Source organism: Arthrobacter sp. GW460-12-1-14-TSB2, assembly GCF_059423525.1.
This window is the reverse complement of sequence record NZ_JBWKYC010000002.1, coordinates 392069-409223: the sequence shown is the minus strand read 5'-3', so window position 1 is coordinate 409223 and position 17155 is coordinate 392069. Positions and strand designations below refer to the sequence as shown.

17 protein-coding genes are annotated in these 17155 nt (G+C 61.4%); 14 read left to right on the top strand and 3 right to left on the bottom strand.

The genetic code is table 11. The features are described from left to right. Positions 1 to 25 precede the first annotated feature (25 nt). Positions 26 to 1531, bottom strand: a complete 1506-nt coding sequence (locus AC07YR_RS05240; RefSeq protein ID WP_494733306.1) for an FGGY-family carbohydrate kinase — start codon at positions 1529 to 1531, stop codon at positions 26 to 28. Continuing rightward, complete coding sequence (locus tag AC07YR_RS05235; protein ID WP_494733305.1) at positions 1485 to 2324, bottom strand: class II fructose-bisphosphate aldolase; 840 nt, start codon at positions 2322 to 2324, stop codon at positions 1485 to 1487. The genes AC07YR_RS05240 and AC07YR_RS05235 overlap by 47 nt, the downstream gene beginning before the upstream one ends. 350 nt (positions 2325 to 2674) lie before the next feature. Here AC07YR_RS05235 and AC07YR_RS05230 point away from each other — a divergent pair, with 350 nt between their 5' ends. From AC07YR_RS05230 to AC07YR_RS05210, 5 genes are all read left to right on the top strand, one after another. Then, complete coding sequence (locus tag AC07YR_RS05230; RefSeq protein ID WP_494733304.1) at positions 2675 to 4060, top strand: ABC transporter substrate-binding protein; 1386 nt, start codon at positions 2675 to 2677, stop codon at positions 4058 to 4060. Between the two features lie 70 nt (positions 4061 to 4130). Beyond that, positions 4131 to 5060: a carbohydrate ABC transporter permease gene (locus AC07YR_RS05225; protein WP_494733303.1), complete on the top strand. Its 930-nt coding sequence runs from the start codon at positions 4131 to 4133 to the stop codon at positions 5058 to 5060. Then, positions 5057 to 5941 (top strand): carbohydrate ABC transporter permease, encoded by an 885-nt coding sequence (locus tag AC07YR_RS05220; RefSeq protein WP_494733302.1) that lies wholly within the window; start codon positions 5057 to 5059, stop codon positions 5939 to 5941. The genes AC07YR_RS05225 and AC07YR_RS05220 overlap by 4 nt, the downstream gene beginning before the upstream one ends. Positions 5942 to 6270: 329 nt before the next feature. Next, positions 6271 to 7266 carry an alcohol dehydrogenase catalytic domain-containing protein gene (locus tag AC07YR_RS05215; RefSeq protein WP_494733301.1) on the top strand — a complete coding sequence of 332 codons (996 nt, stop codon included), beginning with the start codon at positions 6271 to 6273 and terminating at the stop codon, positions 7264 to 7266. A 36-nt stretch (positions 7267 to 7302) separates the two neighbouring features. After that, positions 7303 to 8610, top strand: a complete 1308-nt coding sequence (locus tag AC07YR_RS05210; protein WP_494733300.1) for an MFS transporter — start codon at positions 7303 to 7305, stop codon at positions 8608 to 8610. A 68-nt stretch (positions 8611 to 8678) separates the two neighbouring features. Here AC07YR_RS05210 and AC07YR_RS05205 read toward each other — a convergent pair whose 3' ends face one another. After that, on the bottom strand, positions 8679 to 9461 hold the full coding sequence (locus AC07YR_RS05205; RefSeq protein ID WP_494733299.1) for a GntR family transcriptional regulator: 783 nt from the start codon (positions 9459 to 9461) through the stop codon (positions 8679 to 8681). 282 nt (positions 9462 to 9743) lie between these two features. On the opposite strand from AC07YR_RS05205, the gene AC07YR_RS05200 reads away from it, so the two are divergent. The 9 genes from AC07YR_RS05200 to AC07YR_RS05160 all read left to right on the top strand — a co-directional run bounded on the left by AC07YR_RS05200 (position 9744) and on the right by AC07YR_RS05160 (position 16938). Next, a complete protein-coding gene (locus tag AC07YR_RS05200; RefSeq protein WP_494733298.1) occupies positions 9744 to 10526 on the top strand; it encodes a class I fructose-bisphosphate aldolase in 783 nt (260 codons plus the stop codon). 53 nt (positions 10527 to 10579) lie between these two features. Beyond that, positions 10580 to 11911 (top strand): FGGY-family carbohydrate kinase, encoded by a 1332-nt coding sequence (locus tag AC07YR_RS05195; RefSeq protein ID WP_494733297.1) that lies wholly within the window; start codon positions 10580 to 10582, stop codon positions 11909 to 11911. A 61-nt stretch (positions 11912 to 11972) separates the two neighbouring features. Continuing rightward, entirely contained in the window at positions 11973 to 12239 is a 267-nt protein-coding gene (locus AC07YR_RS05190; protein WP_494733296.1) for a hypothetical protein, read from the top strand. Positions 12240 to 12271: 32 nt separating this feature from the next. Then, positions 12272 to 12472 (top strand): hypothetical protein, encoded by a 201-nt coding sequence (locus AC07YR_RS05185; protein WP_494733295.1) that lies wholly within the window; start codon positions 12272 to 12274, stop codon positions 12470 to 12472. Between the two features lie 269 nt (positions 12473 to 12741). Continuing rightward, on the top strand, positions 12742 to 13125 hold the full coding sequence (locus tag AC07YR_RS05180; RefSeq protein ID WP_494733294.1) for a RidA family protein: 384 nt from the start codon (positions 12742 to 12744) through the stop codon (positions 13123 to 13125). Then, positions 13122 to 14126, top strand: a complete 1005-nt coding sequence (locus AC07YR_RS05175; RefSeq protein ID WP_494733293.1) for an FAD-dependent oxidoreductase — start codon at positions 13122 to 13124, stop codon at positions 14124 to 14126. The genes AC07YR_RS05180 and AC07YR_RS05175 overlap by 4 nt, the downstream gene beginning before the upstream one ends. Positions 14127 to 14223: 97 nt before the next feature. Continuing rightward, positions 14224 to 15171, top strand: a complete 948-nt coding sequence (locus tag AC07YR_RS05170) for an ABC transporter substrate-binding protein (RefSeq protein WP_494733292.1) — start codon at positions 14224 to 14226, stop codon at positions 15169 to 15171. Positions 15172 to 15178: 7 nt separating this feature from the next. Continuing rightward, a complete protein-coding gene (locus tag AC07YR_RS05165; RefSeq protein ID WP_494733291.1) occupies positions 15179 to 16138 on the top strand; it encodes an amino acid ABC transporter permease in 960 nt (319 codons plus the stop codon). Then, a complete protein-coding gene (locus AC07YR_RS05160) occupies positions 16135 to 16938 on the top strand; it encodes an amino acid ABC transporter ATP-binding protein (RefSeq protein WP_494733290.1) in 804 nt (267 codons plus the stop codon). Before AC07YR_RS05165 ends, AC07YR_RS05160 begins: the two co-directional genes overlap by 4 nt. Positions 16939 to 17155 lie beyond the last annotated feature (217 nt).

The window sequence follows — 17155 nt, the reverse complement described above, 5'->3', positions numbered from 1 at the left end:
AGACCTTGGTCGCTCGTTCCGGCATTCACGCTGGAACTCCTTTCAAGTACTCCCACTGTGGTTGGATCTCGGCATACCACTCGCCCAGGCGGGCATGTTGGCGGTCGTTGACGAGCACGTCTTCGGGTTGGCGGGAGTCCCAGTCGCAAGAGACGTCGGAGGCCAGCGCCTGTGCTCCTCTGGAAACGACTTCGTTGAGCCGTGAGACGCTCAGCGGTGTTCCCAACAAATCTGCCTTCAGTTGCAACCACAGCGGGTTGAGGCTGGCAGGACCGATGACCTTTATGCGATCCGGTTGGGTGGGGAAAAGCCTGAGGACGTCCTGGAACTGCAAAGCCATGCCCAAGAAACACCCGAGAACGACGTCCTCGGAGCTGGTGTCGGTCCGTAGGCCGGCGATGACTCCACGCGCGGAGGCGCGTTTCGTCGGTGGCGGGCTTCCCCGAAACTGAGGCAGGACCAACGGGGCGGCATCCAGGTCCACCTGTCCTGCGACGTATCGTTCGTGCACGGTGCTGATGCACCCGGCCAGCTGGTCCGCGGTCATTCCGAGCATGCTCTGCAGCGTGGCGAATGCCGAGCCGCCAGTAGGTATTGACGCAAACAACGTGTAGTCGGCTCCGGTGCAGGAAAGCCCGTTCGCCAGCTTGTTTTCAGCTGAGGACTCATCAAGGCTGGGCGCATCACGGAGGAACAGCAATCCTTCCGTGGTCCCGGTTGAGTTCAGCAGCTCTCCGTGTTGGAGGCCGGCTCCGACAGCACCGACCATGTGGTCATGGCCGGCCACATGGACGCGTACGTCGCCGGGGAGGCCGGTTTCACCGGCAAAGTCGCCAGTGATGGGCGATCCGTCCAGGGCGCTGCGCAGCTCAGGGAAAATTCCGACATCGAGGCCGACTAGCGCACAGGCCTCGGCCGACCATTTGCCCACCCTCAGATCCAAGGCCATCGTGCGGCTCGCCAAGGAGTATTCTGACCAGCGCTGACCTGCCATTATCGCGGCCAGATACTCGGCAATATTGAGCCACTGAGCATCGTCTCCGGCATCCCCGACCCTCCCGGCGGCCCAAGCCACCTTCGACAACCCGTAATTGGCGTTGACCGGCAGCCCGGTGATCCGGTAGATCAGCGCACGGTCGGCCGCATTCAACGGCGCAAGGTAGTCGGCCCCCCGATGGTCGTGCCAAAGAATCATCGGGGACGCGAGCGAGAGGTCCGGGCGGACGAGCCCGCCGGACTCTCCAACGCCGGTGATGGCTACCCTCTTCACGGTGGCCCGTGCCGATGGATCCAGACCGCGAATGAACTCGGTGATGCCGTTCGTCACGGATCTCAGGTCGTAAATCTCTCCCCAGGCGTCCTGGACGGTAGGCGTGGTGTGGCGCGCGGAGGCCATCAGCCCCCCGCCGTCGCCGAACATGCATAGTTTGATGCTGGTCGTTCCAACGTCGACCGTGATTGTGGGTAGCACCGTTTGTTCCTCGCTATGCCACAGACGGGTTAAGGGTGCGGATGCGAGCCTCAACAACATCTGTAATAGCGGAGACGGCGTCCATGGAGACGCGAATGAGGGAGTTCTCGTTGGGGTTGGCCGCATAGGCTTCACCGAACGACCGGATCATGGCGCTGCGGAGGTCGGCCGCGACGTTCACCTTGACCACGCCGAATTCGTGCAAGCGCCCGAGCTGCTCGGACGGCAGCCCGGAAGCGCCATGGATGACCAGAGGGACGGGGCTTTCGGCCTGCACCTTGGCCAGCAGGTCGAAGTTGATGCGGGCCTTCGGGGCGTAGCCATGTTGGTTGCCGACCGAGACTGCGAGCATGTCGCAGCCCACGGACTCGACAAAGTGCTTCACCTGGTCCGGGTTGGTGTAACTGGCGTGTTCGGGAGCGACATCGTCCTCTTTGCCGCCGATGCTGCCAAGTTCCGCCTCAAGCGACACACCTGGAGGGCACATCTCCCGGGCCCGGGTGGAGACCCTGATGTTCTCCTCGTACGGGTACTCCGAGTAGTCAATCATTATCGACGTGAACTGCGCGGCAAGGGCGCCTTCAACGGATTCGAGAGACTTGCCGTGATCCAGGTGCAATGCGACCGGCACGTCGCAGGTCGCCAACCGGCGGGTCACCATGTCGTAGATGTACTCGTAGCCGGAGAGTGCCACGTTCGTCGGAGCCACCTGAATAAACGTCGGGACACCCGCGCGTTCAATCGCCGCGATGATGCCCATCGTTGTCTCGATGTTGGTGGTGTTGAACGAACCAGCCACGAGCCCCCGGGACGTGCATTCCTTGATGATGTCCATGCCACTGACCAAAGCCATTGTGAGTCCTTTCCAAACCCGCCGCCGCGTCTAGGCGGCGACAGGGACACGAGCGATGCGCCTGATCCGGCGGCCGTGCCTACGTATGAATCTGAGAGAAACGGCCTCGCGAACGCCAAGCTGTTCCGTCAATCACAATAAACCGTCATGTACATATTGTCGAGCCTGTACGTACAGTAGACCCTTGGTGTCAGAGTTCACCGACGTGAGCCGGATTACCGAGCGCTGTGACGAAAGCCCAAGGGATATTGACCGCTATCACCCTCGGCCCTATGCTATAGACAGTCCAGCCGATACGCCCTGTACGTACAAGCTCGATAACCAGTGTTGTTTATCCAGGAAGGTTTAAGATGCAAATCGGACCCCAGCGCACCAAGGCAGCCGCCCGGGTGCTAGCAGTAACTGCGGCGGGAGCGCTCCTCGCGGGCTCGTTCACCGCCTGCTCGACAGACAATAAGGGCGCTACCCCCGGCGGTGAGGTCACCATCAACGTGGCCCTCGCCGCCAACCCCCAGATGAAGACCGCCGAATCCCTTATCAGTGACTTTGAACAGAAGAACCCGGGAATCAAGGTTAAGTTCACGACGCTGCCCGAGAACGATCTCCGCCCCGCAGTCACCAAGGACGTCGCCACCAAAGCCGGCCAGTTCGACGTGGCCATGATGGGCAGCTACGAGGTCCCGATCTGGGCGAAGAACAACTGGATCATCCCGCTCGAGGACTACGCCACCAAGGACACTGCGTGGAAGAAGGATGACCTTCTGCAGCCCATCAAGGACATCGTCTCCTCCGACGGAAAGCTCTACGGTGCTCCGTTCTACGGGTCATCCTCATTCCTGTTCTACCGCAAGGACCTCGCCCAAAAGGCCGGGGTCACGATCTCCCAGACCCCGACCTGGGAAGAAGTTGCAGCAGCAGCGGCGAAGATGGATGACAAGGCCAACGGGACGTCCGGCATCTGCCTCCGCGGCCTGCCGGGCTGGGGCCAGAACCTGGCATCACTGACTACCGTCATCAACACCTTTGGTGGTCGCTGGTTCGACGAACAATGGCAACCGCAGCTGACCTCACCCGAAACCACAAAGGCCGTGCAGTTCTACGTTGACCTTCTCCGTGAACACGGGCAGGCCGACGCCGCCAAGGACGGCTGGGAGGGCTGCCTCCAGAAGATGAGCCAGGGAACGACGGCCATGTGGTACGACGATACGGTCTTCGCCGGATCAGTCCTCAACCAGGCCACGCCCGCCGTCAAGGAAAACCTCGGTTTTGCGATGGCACCAACCGGACCGGCCAACATCAAATCCGGCTGGCTGTGGTCCTGGGGCCTGGGCATCACCTCGAGCAGCAAGAACCCCGACGCGGCCTGGAAGTTCATTTCATGGGTGACTAGCCCTGAATACATCAAGCTCGCCGGGCAGAAGTCCGGCTGGGACTCCATCCCGCCGGGATCGCGTACCTCGACCTACGAGCTGCCGGAGTACAAGAAGGCAACGGCCGCTTACGCTGACCTGACGCTGGACTCCATCAACGCCGCGAACCCGAATCAGCCGACCAAGGACAAGGTCCCCTACTCCGGCGTCCAATACGTCCAGATCCCGGAGTTCGTTGACATCGGAGACTTCGTCTCACAGCAGGTCGCAGGCGCCATCAGTGGCACGCAAACCGTAGAAGAGGCCCTGAAGAAGAGCCAGGACTACGCCACGAACGCGGTCAAGACCGCGGGCTATCTCAAGTAGGACACCCGTGGTGTCCGTGGGAACCGTCGCTGGTTCCCACGGACATCGCTAGCTACGATCGGACCCCCAATTGGCTAAGACCATCACCGCACCCCGGCCCCCGGCGCTCGTCCGCGAGCTCACCCAGGCCGAACGCTGGAAGATCCGCGGCCCGCTTCTGCCGGCCCTCATCTTTACCATCCTCCTCACCCAGCTCCCGTTCCTGCTGACCCTGATCTACAGCTTCCAGAGCTGGAGCCTGCTAAGTAACAAACCTGCACAGTTCAACGGCGGAGCGAACTACCTCAAAACCGTCCAAGACGAAATCTTCTGGCGTTCTATCGGGAATACGGGAGTAATGACCGGCGTCTCCACCGTCGCCTGCATCGTGATTGGCCTGCTCCTGGCGCTGCTTCTCAACCACACCTTCCCGGGGCGCGGGATCGCCCGAACCTTGGCCATCACCCCGTTCTTCGTGATGCCGGTAGCAGTCACACTGTTCTGGCGCTCCGCCATGTTTGACCCCGGCTTCGGGCTTCTGGGCTGGTTCTCGCGCCTGATAGGGCTGCCCGCGGTTTCATGGCTCAGCGAATACCCCATGGCGGCACTGATCATCCTGTTGACCTGGCGGTTCACCCCGTTTGCCATGCTTATCCTTATTGCCGGACTCCAGTCGGCACCGCAGGAACAACTGGAAGCAGCCCGGGTGGACGGCGCCGGGCCGCTGCGCCAGTTCCGCTTCATTCTAATTCCGCACCTGCGCCCCTACATCGAGCTGGCCGCATTGCTCCTGGCCATGAACCTCATCCAAACCTTCGGCGAAATCGCCCTGCTCACCGCCGGCGGCCCGGCATTCGGGACCACCAACATCACCTATTACATCTACCTGAAGGGCTTCAACGCGTTCGACTTCGGCACCGCGTCAGCCCTCGGCATCGCGGCGCTGCTGATCACTATCGCCCTCGTACTGCCGGCGCTGCGCCTGCTCTCGGGCATCTTCCAGAAAGAAGGACGTCGATGACCGCCACCACCAGCCTCCCCCCGGCAGAGGTCCGGGCGCGCAATCATGTAGTGATCCGCCGCAGGAAACCGACCAAGCAGATCAAGAATGTTCTGATGGGAGTGGGTGGATGGTTGGGAAGCCTCATACTGTTCCTACCGATCGCCTACATGCTCCTGAAAAGCTTCCAGACGGAGAGCGATGCCGCTGCGGCAACGCCGAAGGTCTTCTTCAGCCCGACCATGGAGAACTACCAGGATGTCTTCTCGGCCGGCTTCTGGCCCTACGCCATCAACTCCCTGATCGTAGTGCTGGCGTCGACGCTGGTTGTCTTGGTCCTCGCTGTGCCCGCGGCCTATGCCCTCTCGATCCGACCCGTCGAGAAGGCCCAGGACGGCCTGTTCTTCTTCATCTCCACCAAGATGATGCCGATGGCCGCTGCAATCATCCCGGTGTATGTCATAGCAACCGCCCTGGGTGTGCTGAACACCCTCGGAATTCTCATCGTGATGCACATCGGCATGAACCTGCCACTGGCGATCTGGATGATCCGGTCGTTCATGCAGGAAATCCCGGAGGAAATCCTTGAGGCCGCTTCCGTTGACGGGGCTTCCAGGTGGCGGGCTGCCCGGTCGATCATCCTGCCCCTGGTTCGTCCCGGCCTGGCATCCACAGCGCTGCTGTGTGCTGTCTTCTCCTGGAACGAATACTTCTTCGCCGTGAACCTGACAAACTCCACTTCCACCCTTCCGTTGTTCCTGCAAAAGTTCCTCAGCTTCGGCGAGCTCTATACGGCCCACGTCGCGGCCGCCGCGACACTACTGAGTATCCCCGTCATCATCGCGGGGTGGATGGCGCAGAAGTCCCTCGTCCGCGGCCTGCTCTTCGGCGCCGTGAAGTAGGAATGGACCACGCTCGTCCTGCTTGAAACAGCACGAACTTCCCGAGGCGCCACAAGAAAGGCCTCCGCATGCGGGGGCCTTTCTTGTGCCTTACCGCAACCCGCCGGACCGTCGACGGAGATCTGATGACCAAGAGTCAGACCGTGACAGGGCTCTCATTCAGGAGAAAACTCAGATTTTGTACGTACAGTACGCTTCGTCTAGACATTTTAGGTTGGCCTGTCGTATTCTTGTGACCCAGTAGACTCCCGCTCCGATTGTTCGGAGCCGGACAAAACTCTCACGGTCGAGGATCGCCCTCTGCCGTAACCAAGCAGAGAGGAGCGCAGATGCGCGCAGTAATTTTGGACGGGACTGGATCAGTCGAGGTTGCCGAGATCGAGGACCCGGTCGCTGGAGCTGGCGAGGTCGTCATTGCCCCCGAAGCCGTAGGCATTTGCGGAACCGACATCCACCTCGCCTCCGGCGACTACCCCACCGGCACCTTCCCCGTCGTCCCCGGGCACGAATTCGCCGGCACCATCGTCCAGGTTGGTTCCGACGTCAGCGGTTTCAAAGTCGGCGACCGGGTCTGCGTCGACCCGAACGTGGCCTGTGGAACCTGTGACCAGTGCCAGGCCGGTGCGACAAACCTTTGTCGGAACCTGGTGCCCATCGGAGTCACCAGCAACGGTGCCGTCGCGGAACTAGTCAAAGTCCCAACGTCAGTGGTTTTCGCCCTGCCCGACGGCATCGACTGGACGACCGCGGCACTCATTGAACCGCTGGCCTGCGTACTGCACGCCTTGGGCCGAGTTGCGCCGGTCACCGGCAAGCGCGTCCTGATCTACGGTGCAGGCTCCATCGGACTCCTCGCCGCCGCCCTCGTCAAGGCACGTGGCGCAACCAGCATCGACATCGTCGAACCCAGCCCTGTGCGGCGGGAAGCAGCCCTGGAATTCGGTGCAGACAACGCCTACTCCCCAGGGGAACGACCCACCGAACGCGACATTGACTTGGTTATCGAAGCCAGCGGCCACCCCTCCGCCGTTTCGGAGGCCATCGCCAAACTCGCCGAACGGGGCACCCTGCTGCAGATGGGCGTAGTCAGCCCCGCCGCCAGCATCAACCTCTTCCCCTACGACCTCTTCGACCGGGAACTGTCCTTCATCGGCTCACAGTCCCTCGCAACGTCTTACCCGGCAGCGATCGAGGCCATCCAGGAACTCCCGGAAATTGCATCCCGTATGGTGACCCACACCTTCGGGCTCGAAGACTACGCCGCGGCCCTCGAAGCGGCACACTCCGAATCCGCCCGGAAAGTCCACATCCAGCCTCAGCGCTAAGCCCGCCTCCCTCCCTTTCACGAAAGTACTCACTTGATGTCTGCACAATTCGCTGCAAACAGCACCACCCGCCCGCCTGTCTTGGACCGGCTCGGGCTGCCCCGCCCCCTGGTCTGGGGATTCGTCGGGCTCCTGCTCTTCATGATCGGCGACGGCGTCGAATCCGGCTACATTGCACCGTTCCTGGCCTCAAACGGCGCCGGCACCGAAACTAATGCCGCCGTGATCATTACCGCCTACGGCCTGATCGTCACCCTAGGATCCTGGCTCGCGGGAGCGCTCTCTGACGTCCTGGGACCCCGCAAAGTCATGCTCGTCGGCCTGGTCATCTGGGCTGTCTTTGAGGTGCTGTTCCTGGCCGTCGCGGTCCCCTCCCAGAACTTCACACTGATCCTGCTCACCTACGGCATCCGGGGCTTCGGCTACCCGATGTTCGCCTACGGATTCCTGGTCTGGATTCTGGCCGGAAGCCCGGCAAACCGGCTTGGTTCGGCGGTGGGCTGGTTCTACTTCGCCTTCACCGGAGGACTTCCCACCCTGGGCTCCCTGCTGGCCAGCGGCACCGAACCCCTCATCGGTGAATACATGACCCTGTGGATCTCCCTGGTCACCGTCATCGCCGGCGGCATCATCTGCCTCGTCGGGATCCGCAACGCAAAGGGCGGTGCCCGCTTGGCGGCTCCCGGTGTTACGGTCCGCCAGAGCATCATCAACAGTGTTTCCATCGCGGTAAAGATTCCCCGCGTCGGCCTGGGCTGCCTGATCCGCGTCGTCAACACCGCCCCCCAATTCGGATTCCTGGTCTTCCTTCCGACGGTCTTCGGCACCCAGCTTGGGTTCGGCACGGCCGGCTGGCTGCAGCTGATCTTCACCATGGGCTTCGCGAACATTTTCGCCAACCTGTTCTTCGGCGTCCTCAGCGACAAGCTCGGCTGGCACCGCACGCTGCGCTGGTTTGGTTGCATCGGCTCGGCCGTCAGCTCCTTGTGCTTCTACTTCGTTCCGCAGATGACCGGCTCTCATTACTGGGTCGCCGTTGCCTGCGCCGCCTTCTACGGGGTAACTCTGGCCGGCTTCACGCCCATCTCGGTGCTGATGTCCCTGATGGCTCCGGGGCAGAAGGGCAACGCGGTAGCCCTGCTGAACCTGGGCGCCGGCGCGGCGACTTTCGTCGGGCCACTGATTGTCGCTATCTTCCTGGGCCTCATCGGTCCCGGAGGCGTCACGATCATCTTCTCAGGGCTGTATGTCGCAGCAGGTGTGGCCGTGCGGTGGCTTCGCATTCCGGCGGAGGCGCAAGCCGACAATAGCCAAGCTTCTGCATCCGAGCTCGTATCGGCATAACCGCAATTACTCCAATATGGAAAGAGCCTCCTTTTCACTCATGAAACGGAGGCTTTTTCCATGGTTGCCTAGCGGCCGGAACTGAGATCCAGGCTGCTGACATTCACCTCGAGGGGCACGATTTCACTGCGTACCCACGTCTCGTAAACGTCGAAGCGCTCCCCCGCCCTCGTCCAGGACGTGGAGTGAATCTTCAGCAGAGGGGAAGCATCCGTGACATTGAGCGCTTGCGCAATTTCCGGAGTCGGGTTGACCGCCCGGATGGTCCTGTTGGCGCCGCCAAGGCCATACCCGGCGCCGGTCAGCAACGCCGAAAGGGAAGCATGCCCCGCGAGGACGTCCTGCGCCCCAGCGATCACCGGCGCGACCGGCGGCGGACTGTAATTGACGCTGTACACCGCAGGGGTACCATCGACGGAGCGCACACGGACCAATTCAAAGCCCCTGGTCCCCTCAGGAACCTCCAAGGCGCGGCAGGCGCTCTCGGGCAGGACCACCGGCCCGGAACGCAGCACCTGAGTCGTGACAGGCCTGTTCTGGTGACTCAACGCGTTCTCCAGGAATCCCTGTTCACCCTGAATCACCCAGCCGCGATCAGCCGACGGCTCGCTGGCGAAGACCCCACGCCCCGGAATACGGTGGGCCAGCCCCCTTGATTCCAGCAGCTTTAGGGCTTGGCGCACCGTCGCCCTGGACAGTCCAAATTCGGTGCAGAGTTCATTCTCGCTCGGCAACCGCTCACCAGACTCGATGCTCTTAGCAGTGATCCGGTGCTCCAGGACGTCGAATAATTGGCGATAGTACGGTGTTGGGGACTGGCGGTCGATCGCCTCAGCAGCTGCTACGGACACGAGGCCCTCCTTCGTTGAGGTGTGCGGGGAGTGACATTGTCCACCCCATTATAGACGGACCGTACAGTACAGTCAGCTAAGCGTGTGGTCCGATTCCCCGTCGGAGCTATTTGCACGGTTACATTCGGGCTTGACTGGTTCGAGCAAGCCCGAATAAGGTGGACTTTGCTGTCCAGACTGTACATACAATACGAACGAAGTAGATCGAACACAGATTGGACGACGTAAATACAAGAAAGCTGTTCGACAGCAGCGTGGCTCGTCTACAGAAAGCAGGCTTCAATGTCCATGGAATACCGTATGCGCCGCACGCTCCCGAGCGACCGCGCCGCAATCATCATGCCCGTCGACCACGGCCTGATTTTTAAGCGCATTGAGGGTCTTGAAACCCCCGCAGCTCCATTTGCTGCCTGGGCTGACCAAGGTGTCACCGGCTTCATGATGACCCCGGGACAGGTCAAGCAGACCGAGGCCTTCTTCGCCCGTAATTCCCATCTGAGCAGAGTCATGGCCATCGACACCTACTATGACTTCCGGGAGATGGACGGACAGGGTTCCCATGGCCTGATCACTACGGTTGAGGACGCCATCAGAATGGGTGTTGACGCCGTGAAGATGCTGTTCCCATGGAACATGTCCAACGCTGAAAGGACCGCCCTCTGCACGCGCGTGGGAAAGGTCGTGTCCGCCTGCGACCGCTGGGACATCCCCCTGGTTCTTGAACCGGTGCTAATAGGGGCCCCGCGTTCGGAGGAGGTCATCGCTGAGGAAGAACAGGTTGCACGTATCGCCTATGATCTTGGTGCCCACATCATCAAGATTGCGTTTCCCGGCAAAGAACGCACCAAACGCCTCGTCGACGAACTCGGCGTGCCGTTGGTGATCGCTGGAGGCCCGCTCGCTGGCGAGCCTGCGGATACCATCGAGGCGGTGGCGGAAACCATCCGGGCAGGGGCTCGTGGAGTGATCGTGGGCCGGAACATCTGGCAGCGTGAACGCGTCATCGCCGAGGAGACCCTCGCGGAGATTGCTTCCCTGACCCAAGGTGTTTCCTTCAACGACTAGGGACCGGCAATCTTTACACCGCATAGATCAAGGGATGGCGAAATATGGGCGGAATGAGCGAACAGACAGAGGTCGTGTGTGGCATCGACATCGGCAGCACGAACCTAAAAGTCGTCGTACTTGACCGCAACGGCAACGTCGTCGCACGCACCAAACAAAAAACACCCCGCAATTACTCCGACCTTTCGATTGATGCTCAGGCGATCCTGGACGCCATCGAAGACATGATCATCGACGCCTGCGGCTCCGATTACATCGTTTCCGCCGTGGCATCAGCCGGAGTGGGAGAAGACGGCGTCCTCGTTGACAGAAACTTCAAGCCCCTGGGCCGCGCTCTCGCGTGGTTCGACCCACGTCGGAACCGACTATTCGATGCTCTGGAACCCCGCCTTGCCGCGTCAAAAGGGCTCGGCGTCACCACCAACCCCTCCCACACGCTCATCGGCTGGCTCTGGTCGAGCCAACAGGACCATGACGGGAACGCCTCCGCCTGGGCGGCCATCACCGACTTCGCCTCATGCTGCTGGTCACGCAAGTCGTTCATCAGCGACACCCTCGCGGCCCGCACCGCAGCTTGGGACGTCCAGACCCGCACATGGTTGACTGATCGAGTCGAAATGACCCTCGGTTCGTCCGCACTGCTACCGGAAGTGTTCCGGACCGGAGAGCCGGTCGGGCCCCTTCACTCCGCCCGCCTGAGCCAGGCAGGAGTCCTCGCACCCAACGCCGTCGTTGTAGCAGGCGGTCACGACCACCCCATCGGCGGATGGGGCGTCGACCAACTGCACCCCGGCGCGATTCTTGATTCCATGGGCACCGCCGAAGTGGTCGTGGCCCAGTCCCCCACCGCGAACGTGCTCCGGTTCGACGGATGCGATGTCGCTCCGGGCATACTCAGCCCGGGAAGCACCCTGTTGGCCGTCACTGAGTTCGCACGCAACGTCCAATGGATTTCGCAGGACCCGGCTGTCGCCGCGGCGTTTGAGGCAATTGTCGCTGGAAACCAAAAACCAGATGACTACCTGCATTCAGACAGCTTCATTCCGGGCGGACAAGGCGGAGTCCGGCCGCGGTACGCCGCAGACGCCCCCGCCGCACCTTTGTCTCGGGCTTCGGCCGTGGCAGGCGCGCTGGCCCGGGCGGGCGGAGCGGCCATCCATTCAGTTGCTTCCATGATGCCCGCCGGAGCTCCCGTGTATGTTGCTGGCGGCTGGGCAAGATCACAGGGCTGGATAGACATAAAGAAGGCCGTCATCGGCACTGACGTCCGCATCATCCCGGAACCCGAAGTCACCGCCGTCGGCGCGGCACTGCTAGCTGCCCGAGCCATCAGCTGGCCCAGTCCCGCTCGTACAGCGCGTTCATTCAAACCCACAACTATCTAGGCCCCAGTTCTGAGCAAAAACGGCCGTTCGGAACCCGCAAAGATGATCTAAGGAAAAACACATGACTGGAAGCTCTGAGGCTCCTTACCTCATGGAAATCAGGGGCGAGAGGCCGCGGCAGATCAATGAGGACCTCAACGGCGCCGTCGCCACCGCTGTTGCCCAGGCTCTGCAAATCGGTCGACACGGTGTGCTGGTGACCCAACACAGCTACTCCCTGTATACGGTTTCGCTCAGCCGCGACGTTCCGTATGGCCAAATCCAGGAACGACGGGCAACGGAAGCCGGCACCGCCAGACGCGCCGCTAGCAAGCCTCGCCGTGCCTAACGCCATCGACAAACGAGCAGAGTGGCTAGCCCGTGTCGTGGGATGAACTCAAGTTCTTTCTGTTGCTCTCCTCGGGAGAGGTCATTGAGGCGCAGGACAAGCGCACAAAGCAGCGTTGGCAGGGAAACGTTGACGTCGTAGCCTGCGAGCACGGCGTGCTGTGGATGTACACAAAGCTGGGCGAACGGAAGCTGATCGACAACGAACAGCACAGCATCAGCAAACCCTGCTGACCCGCCCAGCGATGTCGGAAACCGATGCAAGGTGACTGACAGGCATGACACGCCAGACGCGATTAGCCCGAATGGCTTTTCATACATATTTTGCCAGGCTCAAATGGCCTGCGTGTCATTGGCGTGCAACAAGCGACTTGGAAAGATCATACGAAGTCGTTGACGTGTGGCTTCGCTCACAAATGGTCCCCCGGTTCGCCGTTTAGGAACTTCGTTGACGCGGCTAGGCCACGTCGTGGCCTCTACTTTGCCCTGACTAAGGAGTTCTATTGCAGCAAGCAAGCGTTGTTCACACACCTGACGCCCCGGGGTTGCCCGTGCTCTCCCAGGCGGTCACCACTGGCCAGTTCGTTCTGACATCAGGGCAGGTGGGACTTGATCCAGTCGAGAGCACGGTTCCCGCGTCCTTCACCGATGAGGTACGGCAAGCCTGCCGCAACCTCCAGGAAGTCCTCCGGGCAGGTGACTGTTCTATGGCCGATGTCGTCCGAACATTTTGTGTCCTGACCGATGCCAGCCACCTTGCCGAATTCAACGACGAATACGTCAACTGGTTCCCTGGAAACAAACCGGCACGGACCACTATTGTGGCTAGCCTCATCGGACCCTTCAGGTTCGAAATCGAGGCAACGGCCCTGAGAATCAAGGAATGAGCACCCCACGTCCAACAGTGGTCGTGGTAGGTGCCGGCGTCATTGGTCTCACCACAGCGCTGGTGGCAGCCCGGGCCGGCCATGAGGTCACCGTCGTGGCCTCGAACCGCCCGGAAGAAACGGTTTCCGCGGTGGCGGCCGCGATCTGGGCCCCCTACCACGCAGAGCCGGCGGCTTGGATCGGACCTTGGGCGAACACCACATTCGAGATACTTGCCGAGCTCGCGGCCACTGTGCCGGAAACGGGTGTGCACATGCGTGAAGGCATCGTCGTTCACCGCGAGGGAACCGCGCCGCTCCCCTGGGCCGCGACTGTCGCCGGCAACCGGCCCGCCCGTGCGGACGAAGTACCCGAGGGAGCCACTGGAGGAACAGTCTGCACCGTTCCGATCGCCACGATGTCCACATACCTGCCGTGGCTGCAGCAACAGTGCACATGGCTAGGAGTGAAATGGGAATGGCGGACGATGCAGTCCCTCGCCGAAGTGGCCCACATGGAGACAGTCGTTGTTCTGGCGACCGGGCTGCAAAGCCATGGCCTGCACCATGACGATGGTCTCTACCCCGTACGCGGACAGGTCGCCCGCATCGGAAACACGTCGGTAAAGCAGTGGATCATCGACGACGCAAACCCAGCCGGCTCCACCTATGTCATCCCCCGCGCCGATGAGATCATCTGCGGCGGAACTGCCGAGATCGGAGCAACGAGCCTACTAACGGACAGGGCAACCGAGCAAAGAATTCTGGACGCTGCCCTGAAGTTATCCCCAAGTCTCGCAGAGGGCACGTTTCTGGACAGCAAGGTTGGACTGCGCCCCGGGCGGCAACTCATTCGCCTGGAGCTCCGGAACGAAGAGGATTGCCGAGTCATACACAGCTACGGTCACGGGGGTTCCGGCGTGACCGTGTCCTGGGGTGTCGCCTACGCAACCCTGGACCTGATCGGCAAGCCGACGCCGTCGTCGTCGTCGCATGGGCGAACGGCGACACCGCCCCGCTAAGCGGCCCGACACCAAAAGCTCACCTCTACTCCGCCCGAGGCATGCCCCACAGCTGTGGCGTGGCTCCAGCGGGCCTAATTATCAAGAAGGAAACATCATGAAAAAGTTCACCACCGCATTGTCGCTCGCGGCAGTTGCCGGCGCGCTACTCACGTCGGGCTGCTCAAACAATCCCGCAGCCGAGGCACCCAAGTCTTCCGAAAATGCCTCCAGCGTCGTGGCCCCCAACCCTCCGATCGAGACGACTAAGGACGAAAAAGCAGCGGCCCTGCTGCCCCAGAGCATCCGGGACAAGGGCGAGATTAAGGCCGCAGGCAACATCCCATACCCGCCCTACACAATGTATGACACTGACAGCAAGCCAACCGGCTTTGACTATGACCTCTCCCAGGCCCTAGGCCAGAAGCTCGGCATCCCCGTCTCCTTCAACCAGCAGGCATTTTCTACCATCATCCCCTCCCTGTTGTCGAAGAAGTTCGACGTGATCCTCAGCGCCATGAATGACACCCCGGAGCGGCAGAAGACTCTCAATTTCGTTGACTACACGCACGGAGGCTTCATCATCCTGGTCAAGAGCGGCAACCCCGACGGCATCAAGGCCCTCCTCGATGTGTGCGGCAAGACGGTGTCAGTGCAGAAGGCCACCGTACAGGGTGACCTCCTGCGCGGACTCGAATCCAGATGCAAGCAAAAGGGCACTGACGGCGTCCAGGTACTGGAACTGCCCACAGATCTGGATGCCCAGACGGCCCTGCGCGCAGGCAAGAGCCAAGCTTATGTCGTGGATGCGCCTGTGGCCGAGTATGTGGTCAAAACCGCCGGAGACGGCAAGGCCTTCGAACTGGTCCGCGACCCCGAATTCCCGTCCGGCTACCTGCCGGTGTTCAGCGGCATGGGCAATCTCAACACGGATCCGGAGTTCACCGAGGCATTGCGGGCAGCGTTTCAGGCACTGCTCGACGACGGAACTTACAAAAAGATCCTGGACAGGTACTCGTTGACGTCCTACGCGGTGAGCTCCGCCGCCGTCAACCAAGGAAAGTAGAACCACGATGACCTCCCCGATCTCCACCGGGACCGCAACGGCCGTCTCCCCGGCGGCAGACGTCAAGGCGATCCCCTTGCGTAGACCTTGGCGCTGGATCAGCGCAGCAGCATTGCTCGCCGTCGTCGCCTTATTCGTTGAGTCCCTGCTGACCAATAAGAACATCGCGTACCCGGCCATCGGCCGCTACCTGTTCGACACCCACATCCTGGCCGGTGTGTGGCTGACTCTCGTGCTGACCGTGCTCTCCATGGTCGTTTCCACTCTGCTTGCAATCCTGATCGCGGCGATGCGACTCTCCACCAACCCTGTGCTGTCCACCTTGTCGTGGCTCTACGTCTGGCTGTTCCGCGGCACGCCGCTGTTGGTGCAGATTGTCCTGTGGGGCTATCTGGGCCTTCTCTACAGCAGGCTGTCCGTCGGAATACCCCTGACCGACGTCGTCTTCTGGTCCGTGGACACCAATTCACTCATCACGGCGTTCGTAGCCGGATTCCTGGCCCTGACGCTGAACGAGGCCGCCTACTCGTCGGAAATCGTCCGCGCCGGCATGCTCTCCGTTGACGAAGGCCAACGCGAAGCAGCCTATTCGCTAGGGATGTCCCCGCTCTACACCTTCAGCCGGATCCTCCTCCCGCAGGCGATGCGCGTCATCATCCCGCCTATGGGCAACGAACTCATCTCCATGCTCAAGAACACCTCGCTGCTCTCAGTCATAGCGGTCCTGGAGCTCTACACGCAGGCCTCCCTCATTTCCGCCCAGAACCTCAAGCAGGTCGAGCTGCTCGCTGTGGTAAGCATCTGGTACCTGTTCATGACCAGCGTCCTCTCCGTCCCGCAGTACTACCTGGAACGCCGCTTCGGCCGCGGCGCATCACGCAGCCTGCCGCCCACCCCGCTCCAGCGGTTCCGCGCCATCCTTGCGGACCGGACCCGAACCACCGAGACTTCACAGGTGAACCCTTGAAACGAGAATCAATCCCTTCCACGACAGAGCAGGCCATCAGGCCGCTCGTGCGCATCGAGAACGTACGCAAGAGCTTCGGCAAGAACGAGGTCCTCAAAGACATCACCCTCAACGTCAACGCAGGCGAAGTGACTTGTCTCCTTGGTCCCTCCGGCTCCGGAAAATCGACCCTTCTCCGCTGCATCAACCATCTAGAAAGCATCGACGGCGGCCGGATCTACGTTGACGAGGACCTTATCGGGTACCGGCAGCAAGGCGAGAAAATCTACGAAATGCACCCGAAGGAAATCGCCACGCAACGCCGCAACATAGGCATGGTTTTCCAGAAGTTCAACCTCTTCCCCCACAAGACCGCCATCGAAAACATCACCGAAGCCCCCACCGGGGTTAAGGGGCTGCCCAAGTCGAATGCCTCGCAGCGGGCAATGGAGCTTCTCGACAGAGTGGGATTGGCTGACTGGGCCGGCCACTACCCAGCCCAGCTCTCCGGCGGCCAGCAACAACGGGTGGCCATTGCGCGGGCGCTGGCCATGGATCCAAAGCTGATGCTCTTCGACGAGCCCACGTCCGCACTGGATCCGGAACTTGTCGGAGATGTGCTCGACGTCATGCGCTCTCTCGCATCCCAGGGCATGACCATGATCGTCGTCACCCACGAAATAGGGTTCGCCCGCGGAGCCGGTGACCAAGTCGTCTTCATGGACGGCGGCGTGGTCGTAGAGCAGGGCGACCCCGCGCAGGTCATCAGCGCACCCAGGCACGAGCGGACGAAAGCATTCATCGAGAGCGTCCTCAAATAGCCGAACGGACAGCGGGGCAGGCGTCGGCCATTCCTCAAGCCGGCACCTGCTCCGTCTCCGCGTCCCGACAAGCGCCCCGCCAAGCGAAACCGTTTTCCTCGAAAATGTTCCCTCCAACGGAGGTAAACCACTTCCGATCCACCGAACTAGGCACGAACGATTGACCACCACGTCCAAGACAGAGCTTCATTATTGTCCTGGCCGGGCTCCACCAATG

Excerpts from the sequence above, each read along its gene's own strand:
- AC07YR_RS05240 (WP_494733306.1), bottom strand. The coding sequence starts at position 1,531 with ATGTTGTTGAGGCTCGCATCCGCACCCTTAACCCGTCTGTGGCATAGC.
- AC07YR_RS05235 (WP_494733305.1), bottom strand. The coding sequence starts at position 2,324 with ATGGCTTTGGTCAGTGGCATGGACATCATCAAGGAATGCACGTCCCGG.
- AC07YR_RS05230 (WP_494733304.1), top strand. The coding sequence starts at position 2,675 with ATGCAAATCGGACCCCAGCGCACCAAGGCAGCCGCCCGGGTGCTAGCA.
- AC07YR_RS05220 (WP_494733302.1), top strand. The coding sequence starts at position 5,057 with ATGACCGCCACCACCAGCCTCCCCCCGGCAGAGGTCCGGGCGCGCAAT.
- AC07YR_RS05215 (WP_494733301.1), top strand. The coding sequence starts at position 6,271 with ATGCGCGCAGTAATTTTGGACGGGACTGGATCAGTCGAGGTTGCCGAG.
- AC07YR_RS05210 (WP_494733300.1), top strand. The coding sequence starts at position 7,303 with ATGTCTGCACAATTCGCTGCAAACAGCACCACCCGCCCGCCTGTCTTG.
- AC07YR_RS05200 (WP_494733298.1), top strand. The coding sequence starts at position 9,744 with ATGTCCATGGAATACCGTATGCGCCGCACGCTCCCGAGCGACCGCGCC.
- AC07YR_RS05195 (WP_494733297.1), top strand. The coding sequence starts at position 10,580 with ATGAGCGAACAGACAGAGGTCGTGTGTGGCATCGACATCGGCAGCACG.
- AC07YR_RS05190 (WP_494733296.1), top strand. The coding sequence starts at position 11,973 with ATGACTGGAAGCTCTGAGGCTCCTTACCTCATGGAAATCAGGGGCGAG.
- AC07YR_RS05175 (WP_494733293.1), top strand. The coding sequence starts at position 13,122 with ATGAGCACCCCACGTCCAACAGTGGTCGTGGTAGGTGCCGGCGTCATT.
- AC07YR_RS05170 (WP_494733292.1), top strand. The coding sequence starts at position 14,224 with ATGAAAAAGTTCACCACCGCATTGTCGCTCGCGGCAGTTGCCGGCGCG.
- AC07YR_RS05165 (WP_494733291.1), top strand. The coding sequence starts at position 15,179 with ATGACCTCCCCGATCTCCACCGGGACCGCAACGGCCGTCTCCCCGGCG.